Consider the following 10,522-nt stretch of genomic DNA (forward strand, 5'->3'; position numbering starts at 1 on the left):
GCCGCCCGCCGTTCGATGGTGGCCGAGCGGTTCGCCGAGCTGGCCGCCGCGGTCCTGCGCACCGGCGCGGACCGCGTCGACATGGCGAGCGGCCTCGGCACGCTCGGCCTCGACTCACTGCTCGCCATGGAACTGCGGGCCCGGGTCCACGCCGAACTGGGCGTGGCCCTGCCCGTGGTCGCCCTGCTGAGCGGCACCCCGGCCGGTGAGCTGGCCGCCCAGCTCCACGACGGACTGACCGCCCTGGTCGCGGCCGAGGACCCCGACGGCACGACCGGCGCCGTCGAACTGCACCACGACGAGCGCCAGTACCCGCTGACACAGAACCAGAAGGCGCTCTGGTTCCTGAAGCACCTCAACCCCGACGGCTACGCCTACAACATCGGGGGAGCCGTCGAGGTCTCCGTCCCCCTCGAACCCGACCTGATGTTCGAGGCCGTCCGCCGGCTGATCGCACGGCATCCGGCGCTGCGCACCAACTTCCTCCTGGAGGACGGCCGGGCCGTCCAGCGGGTCTCCCCGGACGTGGAGCCCGACCTCGCCCTCTTCGACGTGCAGGACCAGGACTGGGACACCATCCACCGGACGATCGTGGCCGAGTACCGCAAGCCCTACGACCTCGCGCACGACCCGCTCGTCCGCTTCCGCCTCTTCAAACGCGCGCCGGACCGCTGGGTCATCATGAAGGCCGTCCACCACATCGTCTCCGACGCGATCTCCACGTTCACCTTCATCGAGGAGCTCTTCGAGGTGTACGAGGCGCTGCGGCAGGGACAGGAACCGCGGCTCGAACCGGTGACCGCACGCTACCTGGACTTCCTCAACCAGCAGAACGAGTTCCTGGCCGGCCGCGAGGCCGCGGGGATGCTCGACTACTGGCGCTCCCACCTGCCGGCCGAGGTCCCGCTCCTCGACCTGCCCACCGACAAACCCCGCCCGGCCGTCCAGACCCACAACGGCGCCTCGGAGTTCTTCGAACTCGACACCGAGCTCAGCGCACGCGTGCACGCGCTGGCCCGCGCCCACCACGTCACCCCGTTCATGGTGCTGCTGAGCGCGTACTACCTCCTGCTCCACCGGTACTCCGGGCAGGACCACATCATCGTGGGCAGCCCCGTGACCGGCCGTACCCGCCAGGACTTCGCCTCCGTGTACGGCTACTTCGTCAACCCGCTTCCCCTGCACGCCGACCTCTCGGGCGATCCGACGGTCGGCGAACTGCTGGAGCAGGTCCGCCGGACGGTGCTCGGCGGCCTGGACAACCAGGAGTACCCCTTCGTCCTCCTCGTCGAGGAACTGGGCCTCCAGCACGACCCCAGCCGCTCGGCGGTCTTCCAGGCCATGTTCATCCTGCTGACCCACAAGGTGGCCACCGAGCAGTACGGATACCGCCTGAACTACATTGAACTGCCCGAAGAGGAAGGGCAGTTCGACCTCACGCTGTCGGCGTACGAGGACGAGTCCGAGCATCGCTTCCACTGCGTGTTCAAGTACAACACCGACCTCTTCCTCCCGCAGACCGTCCGGCGGATGGCCTCCCACTACACCCGGCTGCTCGACCGGATGACCCAGGCGCAGGGCGACGCGGCAGCCTCCCGGCTGGAGATGCTCGACGAAGCGGAACGGGAGCGGCTGGCCGGACAGTGGAGCCGCCCCGCGCTGCCCCCCGCCGGCTCCGCCCCGGGCTCCGGGAGCGGCGAGACGGCCTTCCTGCCCGTCCACACCCGGATCAGCCGCGTCGCCGCCGCCCGCCCCGAGGCCGTCGCCGTCACCGTGCCCTCGCCGGACGGCGGGGCCAGGCGACTGACCTACGGGGAACTGGAACGCCGGGCCACCGAGTGCGCCCGTCGGCTGCGCGCCCTCGGGGTCACGGGCGGCTCGGTGGTCGCGCTCCGGCTCGACAAGTCACCCGAGATGGTCATCACCCTCCTCGCCGTGCTGAAGGCGGGCGGGGCCTACCTCCCGGTCCAGCCCGACCAGCCCGCCGACCGGCTGGCGCACCTCCTGCGGACCACCGGAGCGGTGCTCGTCGTGGACGGCGCCACGGGCCCGGACCCGGCCGGCGCCTCGCCCGTCGCGACGGTGGGACTCGACGTACTGCACGCCGCCCCGCCGGAACCGCACGCCTCCCCGGGACAGGGGAGCGGTCCCGCCGAGGACGTCCACCCGGGCTCTCCCGCGTACGTCATCACCACCTCCGGTTCCACCGGTCGGCCCAAGGCCGTCCGGGTCGGTCACGGCAGTCTCGCCTCGGCGTACACCGCGTGGCGGGACACCTACCACCTGGAGCGGGACACCCGGGTGCACCTCCAGATGGCCGGACCGTCGTTCGACGTGTTCACCGGCGACCTGGTCCGCGCGCTGTGCTCCGGCGGGAACCTCGTCCTTGCCGACCGCGACCTCCTCTTCGACACCCCGCGGCTCTACCGGACGATGCGTCAGGAGCGAGTCGATTGTGCCGAGTTCGTGCCTGCGGTGGTGCGCGGCCTGATGGACCACTGCGTCAGGGAAGGGCTGCGGCTGGACTTCATGCGGCTGCTGGTGGTCGGCTCGGACGCCTGGAACGTGGGGGAGTACCGGAGGCTGAGCGAGCTGTGCGGCCCGGCGACCCGGCTCGTCAACTCCTACGGCCTGACCGAGGCGACCGTGGACAGCGCGTTCTTCGAAGGCCCCGTCGACGACCTGGAACCAGGACTGATGGTGCCGATCGGCCGGCCCCTGCCCAACAGCACGCTCCACGTCCTCGACGCCCACGGCGAGCCCGTACCGCCGGGGGTCCCCGGCGAACTCTGGATCGGCGGCGACGGAGTGGCCCTCGGATACGCGGGCGACCCGGAGGAGACCGCACGGCGCTTCGTCACCCGCACCCTCAGCCGCAGGCCGGACGCCACGCCCGAACGGCTCTACCGGACCGGTGACGTCGCCCGCTGGGACGCACACGGCCGCGTCCACCTCCTGGGCCGCACCGACGGGCAGGTGAAGCTGCGCGGCCACCGCATCGAGATCGGTGAGATCGAAGCACACCTGGACCGGTGGCCCCCACTGGCCCGGGCCGTGGTCACGGTCCGCACCGGCACCGGGGGCGACACCGCCCTCTGCGCCTACTGCGTCCCGGCCCCCGGCACCGCGCTCGACCGACGGGCGCTGAGGCGCCACCTGGCCGCCTCCCTGCCCTCGTACATGATCCCGTCGTACATCGTCCAGGTGCCCGAACTGCCGCTCACCGCCAACGGCAAGGTCGACCTCGCGGCACTGCCCGCCCCCGCCGCGGAGACGCGCGAGCGACCCCACGAGCCCCCGGCCACCGTCTACGAGGTCGGCGTGGCACGGATCTGGCAGGAACTCCTGGGCCTCGAACAGGTCGGTCTCGAGGACGACTTCTTCGAGGCCGGGGGCAGCTCGATCAAACTCATCGAACTCCTCCACCACCTGCGCACCGAATTCGGCGTCTCCGTCCCCGTCAGCCGCCTGTACCGCACCACCACCCTGCACGGCATGGCGGCGACGGTGGAGGAGGTCCTGCACGGCACGAGCGCCGACGAACTTCCCTACCTGGCCTTCAACCCCGGCCGGTCCACGCTCCTCTTCGCCTTCCCGCCCGCCGGCGGCCACGGACTCGTCTACCGCGGCCTCGCCTCCCACCTCCCGGAGTACGCCGTCATAGGCTTCAACTACCTCCCCGGCGACGACAAGGTGATCCGGTACGCCGACCTCGTCGAGTCTGTCTCTTATACACATCTGTGTATAAGAGACAGCGGGAACGCCGCGGCCGCCGCGTGGCCCACGTCCTCGTCCTGGACTCCCGGCGCATCCTGGAGCCGTACGCCCCGGGGGACGAAGGAATCCGGGTCTTCGAGGACGAACTCGCCGAGCACCTGCGCAAGCACACCGGCTCCGAGGCCGTCGCCCGCGAGACGCTCGCCCACGCGGCCGAGTACCTGACCTTCTGCGGACGCACCCCCAACACCGGCACCGTCTCCGCCGCGGTCAGCGTCATCACCGACGAGGAGAAGGCCTCCCTGTACGCCGCCGGCGAACGGGGCACGTGGCACGGCAGCTCCACCGGCGCCACCACCGTACTGCGCGGCTCGGGCACCCACGCCGACATGCTCGACCCCAAACACCTCGCCCGCAACGCCGAGCTGGTGCGCGCCCTGCTGACGGGGGACGCGGTCCATGGCGGATGACGGCCCCACCGACTGGAACAGCCGTGAGCGCGCGCCGGGCACACCGCCACGCGTCATCGTCATCGGCGCGGGCGTCGCCGGCCTCGCCACCGGCTGCTACGCCCAGATGAGCGGTGCCCGCACCCGGATCTTCGAGAAGCACGTGCTGCCCGGCGGCTGCTGCACCGCCTGGTCGCGCGACGGCTACCTCTTCGACTACTGCATCGAATGGCTGATCGGCACCGCCCCGGGCAACGATGCCCACCAGGTGTGGCGCGAACTGGGCGCCTTCGACGGCAAGACGATGACCAACTTCGACCTCTTCAACAAGGTGGAGGACGCGAGCGGCCGGTCCGTGACGTTCTACAACGACCCGGACCGGCTCGAAGCCCACCTGCTGGAACTCTCGCCCGCCGACTCCGGGCCCGTCCGGGCGTTCACCCGCGACCTGAGACGGTTCACCCGGATCGACCTGTACCCGTTCCTGACCGCGCCCCCGCTGCGCACGGTGCGGGAGAGGGCGGCGCTGCTGCGCACGGTCCTGCCCGCCTTCCGGCTGTTCTGGCGCACGGCCGCGACCCCGATGCACACCTTCGCCGACACGTTCCAGGACCCGCTCCTGCGCCAGGCCTTCCGCAACATCTTCTTCCAGGACCCGGAGGGCTTCCCGCTCCTGCCGTACCTCTTCAACATGGCCGCCGCCCACCACCACAACGCCGGTTTCCCGCAGGGCGGGTCACTGGGTCTCGCCCGGTCCGTCGAGGAGCGCTACCTCGGCCTCGGCGGCACGGTCACCTACCGGGCCCGCGCCGAAAAGGTCCTCGTGGAGAACGGCCGCGCCATCGGCGTCGAGCTCAGGAACGGCAGGCGCCACTACGCCGAACACGTCGTGTCGGCCTGCGACGGCCACACCACCGTGTACAAGCTGCTGGGCGGCAGGTACACCGGCCCCCGGATCGAGAAGCTCTACGACGACCTGATCGGACGTCCCGGCACTCTCTTCCCGGCGGTCGTCTCCGCCTTCGTCGGCATCCGCGGCCCGTACGGCGAGGGGGAGGCGCACAGCACCACCCACCTGCTGTCCGCCGACGACGCGGCCGCACTGCCCGGCGCCCTGCAGAACAGCCTGGTCGTCCAGGTGCGGTCCCGCTACTCCGACGGATTCGCCCCGCCCGGCCACAGCGTCGTGCACTGCACCTACTTCAGCGACTTCGCCTACTGGAAGGAGCTGCGCACCCGGGACCGCAAGGAGTACCGGGCCCGCAAACGCCAGGTCGCCGCCTTCGTCCGCCGCTTCCTGGAGCGCCGCACGCCGGGGCTGGCCGGACGCATCGAGCTCGTCGACGTGGCCTCGCCCGCCACGACCCACCGGTACACCGGCAACCACGACGGTTCGATCCTGGCCTGGAAGGCATTCTCCGACGCCGACGACGTCGCGGCACGGCTGGTCGGCAAGGACCGTATGCGGCTGCCCGGGCTGAGCGGTTTCTCCATGGCCGGCCAGTGGGTCGGCATGGGCGGCCTGATCCGCGCCGCCTCCACCGGCCGCTTCGCCACCCAGTACCTCTGCCGCGAACTCGGCCTGGAGTTCCGGGCGTGGGAGAGCGACGGGCACGCCGCCGAGCCCTGGCATCCGGGGAAGCTGGGGCACCTGCCCCAGCTGGACCGCTGGTCCGCACGGGAGGGAACCGGCACATGACCGACGCCACGAGCGGGACCGGCCCGGGCACCACCGGCCGCAGAGAGACGATGATCATCATCGGCGCCGGCCTCGGCGGGCTGTCCACCGGCTGCTACGCCCAGATGAACGGGTACCGCACCCGCGTCCTGGAGATGCACGAACTGCCCGGCGGCTGCTGCACGGCCTGGGACCGCGGCGGCTTCACCCTCGACTGCTGCGTCAGCTGGCTCCTCGGCAGCGGCCCCGGCAACGAGATGCACCAGATCTGGCTGGAACTCGGGGCTCTGCAGGGCAAGGAGATCCGCCACTTCGACGTGTTCAACATCGTGCGCGGCCAGGACGGCCGAGCCGTCCACTTCTACTCCGACCCCGACCGGCTGGAGGCGCATCTCATCCAGCTCTCACCCGCCGACGCCAGGACGGTGCGGAAGTTCTGCTCCCAGCTGCGCGCCTTCCGCAAAGCACTGGCCGTCTACCCCTTCCTCAAACCCGTCGGCCTGATGGGCCGCACGGAACGCTGGCGGATGCTCGCCTCGTTCCTCCCGTACGTCAACGCCGTGCGCTCCACCCTCACCGTCCTGATGACCGACTTCTCGGCACGGTTCAAGGACCCGCTCCTGCGGGAGGCGTTCAACTTCATCCTGTACGAGAAGCACCCGGCCTTCCCGGTGCTGCCGTTCCACTTCCAGCTCGCCTCGCACGCCAACCTCTCCGCGGGCGTGCCCGAAGGCGGCTCACTCGGCCTGGCCGAGTCGATCGAACGCCGGTACCGCCGTCTCGGCGGCGAGGTCTCGTACAACACCAAGGTCGAGACCGTGATCGTGGAGGACGACCGTGCGGTGGGCGTCCGGCTCAGTGACGGACGCGAACTGCGCGCGGACATCGTGGTGTCGGCGTGCGACGGATACACCACGACCATGAAGTTCCTGGGCGGCCGCTACCTCGACGACACCTACCGGCGCCTGTACACCCGCACCATCCAGGAACCGGGCATGGTCTTCCCCGGCTACTTCACCCTGTTCCTCGGTCTCTCCCGGCCGTTTCCCGAGGGGGACCCCTGCACGACCTACCTGCTCGACGAGGCCACGGCCGACCGGCTCACCGGCATCCGCCACCCGAGCATCAACGTCCAGTTCCGCAGCCGCCACTACCCTGAGCTCTCACCGAGCGGGACCACCGTCGTCTACGCCACCTACTTCTGCGACATCGCCCCGTGGCGGGCCCTGGACGAGGGCCCGGAACAGGTCACCCGCACCCGCGGCGGCGAGGAACTCCACACCCTCCCCGTGCGCCACGGACGCGGCTACTACGCGGCCAAAAGGCGGGCCCGCGAGACGCTCGTGGACTTCCTGGAGCAGCGCTTCCCCGGCATCCGGGACGCGATCGTCGTCCGCGACGTCTCCAGCCCCCTCACGCAGGTCCGCTACACCGGCAACTACGACGGCACGGTCCTCGGCTGGCAGCCGTTCGTGGAGAGCGGGGAGACGCTGGAAGCGCTGATCAAGAAGCACGGCCCCGGCCTGCCCGGGCTGCGGAACTTCTACCAGTCGGGCGTATGGGCGACCACCGGAGGACTGATCCGGGCCGCCGCCGCCGGACGCCACGTCATGCAGTTCGTCTGCCGCGACGACGGCAGGCCCTTCACCGCCTCGGTGGACCGCAGCGCGCCTCCGCCGACCCACCGCGTCATTCCCGTACCGGAACGCCCCGGCCCCCGCACCACGGACGGGCGGCGGAGCACGAGCGCAGGGACGACAGGGAAGGCAGGAAAGACCACATGAAGATCAAGAAGTGGGTGGTCCGCGAGCACGTCGAGGGCGTGCCGGACGTGGGCCGGGTCTACGAGAAGGTCGTCGAGGACCTCGACGTGGACCTGGCCCCCGACGAGATGCTCCTGCGCACGCTGTACGTCTCGGTCGACCCCTACCTCCAGGGCATCGCCCTGGACACCCCGCTCGGCGGCCACATGGGAGCCGACTCGATCATGGAGGTGCTGGAGGCCGGGCCGCTCGCCGCCCACCGCGCCGGCGACCTGGTCCAGGGATTCGGAGGCTGGCGCTCCCACCTCGTCGGTACGGGTGCCGCGGAACTCTGGCAGACCGGGACCTTCCCCATGGTCTTCCCCGCCTACCGCAGGCTGGACCCCGCCCGGTACGACGACGCCCTGCCGCTCACGACCGCCCTGAGCGCGATGGGCGGCCCCGGCATGACGGCCTGGGGGACCCTCACCAAGTACATGACCGTCAGGCCCGGCGACACCTTCGTCATCAGCGGGGCGTCCGGCGCGGTGGGCACGCTCGTCGGCCAGCTCGCCGCACGCGCGGGCGCCCGGGTCGTCGGCACCACGTCGTCCCCGCAGAAGGCGGACCACCTCACCGGGCTCGGATTCGACGCGGTCGTCACCTACCGGCACGGAGACAGCACCGACACCATCGGCAGGGCGCTCGCGAAGGCGGCCCCCGACGGCGTCGACCGGTACTTCGACAACCTCGGCGGCACCGTCACCGACGCGGTCTTCCCGATGCTCAACGTCGGCGGCCAGGTGGCCGTGTGCTGGCAGTGGGCGACCCAGGTGGGCAACGAGGGCGTCGGGCCACGCCTCCTGCCCTACCTCATGTTCCCGCGCGCGACCGTCCGCGGGATCTTCTCGCTGGAGTGGTTCACCGAAGAGAACTGGCAGGCCCTCCATACCGAACTCGGCGGCAGTATCCGGCGCGGCGAGGTGGTCTGCGACCACACCCTCCACCACGGCTTCGACGCCATCCCCACCGCCTACGACAGCCTCTACCGCGACCGCGCGGTCAACCGGGGGAAGGTGCTCGTCGAACTCTGACGGCCACGCCTCCCCCCGACGCACTCGTACGCACATCCGACCGCCACGGCCGAGGAGGTCCAGTGACCACCACCGAACAGCCGCCCACCGCCCCCGCGCAGGCGGCTCCGGTCCCGATGCACCGCCTGCGCTTCGAGGAACCCGGCCCGCCCCGCCCCGCCGAACTCCCCGACGGATCCCCCGCCTGGCTGGTCAGCCGGTACGCCGACGTCCGGCAGGTGCTCTCCGACACCCGCTTCGGCCGGGCGCGGCTGTACGCGGACGAGGCACCCGCCCTCTTCGACGCGCCGGACATCGTGAACAACCCCGACCTGATGTTCAACCAGGACGGGCCCGACCACCTCCGGCTGCGCCGCACCCTGCGCCGCGCCTTCACGCCGAGGGCGGTCGCCCGCTGGCGGCCGTGGATCGCCGAGATCGTGGAACAGCTCCTCGACGGGCTGGCCGGGCAACCACGGCCCGCCGACGTGGTGGAGACGTTCACCCTGCCGCTCCCGGTGGCCGTCATCAGCCGGCTGATGGGGCTCGACGCCTCCGTCCGGGACCGGCTGCGGCACTGGAGCGAGCACGCCTTCTCGGACGGTTCCCACGAAGGGGGCCAGGTGGAGGCCGTACTGGACGAGTTCAGTGCCTTCGGCGCCCGCCTCCTCGCCACGCGGCGGCTGGATCCCGGTGACGACCTGATCAGCGGCCTCGTCCGGGCGGCCGACGCGGAGGGCGGCATCCCCGAGGCGCAGTTGGTGAGCCTGGTGTGCGGGCTGGTCGTCGGCGGCCACGACAGCACGATGACCATGCTCGGCAACGGGCTGCTGTACCTCCTGGGCGAACGGCCCGACGCCTGGGAGCGGCTGGGCCGCGACGAGGAGGCGGCCGCGACCGTCGCGGACCGGCTCATCCACCTCGTCCCGCTGGGGGACGACCGGGGCTCGGCACGTCACGCCTCCCTGCCGGTGGAGGTCGGCGGGGTGACGATCCCGGCCGGAGCGGTCGTGCTCGCCGACTGCGGCATGGCCAACCGCGACCCGGCCGTCTTCCCGAGCGGTCTCGCCGACGGGCTCTTCACCCCGCTGGAGGCACCCACGCTCTCGTTCGGGGCGGGCGCGCACTACTGCCTCGGCGCGTGGCTGGCCCGGGTGGAACTCCAGACCGCCCTGCACCGACTGGCCGCCCGCTTCCCGGGCCTGCGCCTGGCGGAACCCGTGGACGCGGTCACCTGGCGTACCGGAACCACCTCCCGCAGCCCGCAGCGACTCGACGTGACCTGGTAGCCCGCCCGCACTCCGCACGGGTGTTGCCGGTGGACGGACCCACCGGCAACACCCGTGCCGGAGCGCGCCCGGTGCCCTCGGCGCACGGCACCGGCCGGAGCCGCCACGAGTTCGCGCTGCCGCCTCGCCAAGGACTCGACGCGGGTGGCCCGCTCCGCCGTGATCACGTCGCAGACCCAGTCCCAGTGCACCGGGACCAGGGCGCCGGTCGCCAGGCCGGAGGTCGACACGGCACGCGGAGCGGCCCAGGCGGTGGGTCCGGAGCGCCGCGAGCACCTGGCCCCGGCCCCGGGCGGTACGACCGCGATCAGTTCGCCCTCGTTGACCACCTGCGGCGGGTCGGGCCCGAGCAGTGCGCACGCGTCCCGCACCGCCTCGGGCACCGGCAGCGAACCCTCCACCCAGTTCGATGCCCACCGACGAGGCCCGGGCGATCTCGTTGAGCGAGGCCGAGACACCGCCGCGGGCCGGATCGCGCGGCACGTGCAGATCCGCACCGGTGGCGCTCACGTCGACCCGTCGGGCTGTGGGCGTCGTTCGCCACCCGGCCGGGCCCCGCCCCGGCGCTCCCCGC

At 71.7% G+C, this 10,522-nt stretch carries 5 protein-coding genes and 1 pseudogene; 5 read left to right on the forward strand and 1 reads right to left on the reverse strand.

Translation table 11 applies throughout. The annotated features are described in order from the left end of the window. From IH13_RS37440 to IH13_RS0114260, 5 genes are all read left to right on the forward strand, one after another. Positions 1–3,942: amino acid adenylation domain-containing protein (locus IH13_RS37440; RefSeq protein ID WP_420713360.1), on the forward strand; the 3,942-nt coding region annotated here is incomplete at its 5' end. 234 nt (positions 3,943–4,176) lie between these two features. Continuing rightward, positions 4,177–5,865, forward strand: coding sequence for a phytoene desaturase family protein (locus IH13_RS0114245; protein WP_031084399.1), 1,689 nt, complete (start codon positions 4,177–4,179; stop codon positions 5,863–5,865). After that, complete coding sequence (locus IH13_RS0114250; RefSeq protein WP_031084401.1) at positions 5,862–7,628, forward strand: phytoene desaturase family protein; 1,767 nt, start codon at positions 5,862–5,864, stop codon at positions 7,626–7,628. The genes IH13_RS0114245 and IH13_RS0114250 overlap by 4 nt, the downstream gene beginning before the upstream one ends. Next, a complete protein-coding gene (locus tag IH13_RS0114255; protein ID WP_031084404.1) occupies positions 7,625–8,680 on the forward strand; it encodes an MDR family NADP-dependent oxidoreductase in 1,056 nt (351 codons plus the stop codon). Before IH13_RS0114250 ends, IH13_RS0114255 begins: the two co-directional genes overlap by 4 nt. A 116-nt stretch (positions 8,681–8,796) precedes the next feature. Then, on the forward strand, positions 8,797–9,948 hold the full coding sequence (locus tag IH13_RS0114260) for a cytochrome P450 (protein ID WP_110085001.1): 1,152 nt from the start codon (positions 8,797–8,799) through the stop codon (positions 9,946–9,948). A 113-nt stretch (positions 9,949–10,061) separates the two neighbouring features. On the opposite strand, the pseudogene IH13_RS46090 reads toward IH13_RS0114260, so the two are convergent. Further along, positions 10,062–10,445: pseudogene (locus IH13_RS46090) on the reverse strand (DUF6390 family protein); the annotation flags it as partial. Positions 10,446–10,522 lie beyond the last annotated feature (77 nt).

The sequence above is a fragment of the Streptomyces sp. NRRL WC-3549 genome, assembly GCF_000721935.1.
Taxonomy (GTDB): Bacteria; Actinomycetota; Actinomycetes; order Streptomycetales; family Streptomycetaceae; genus Streptomyces.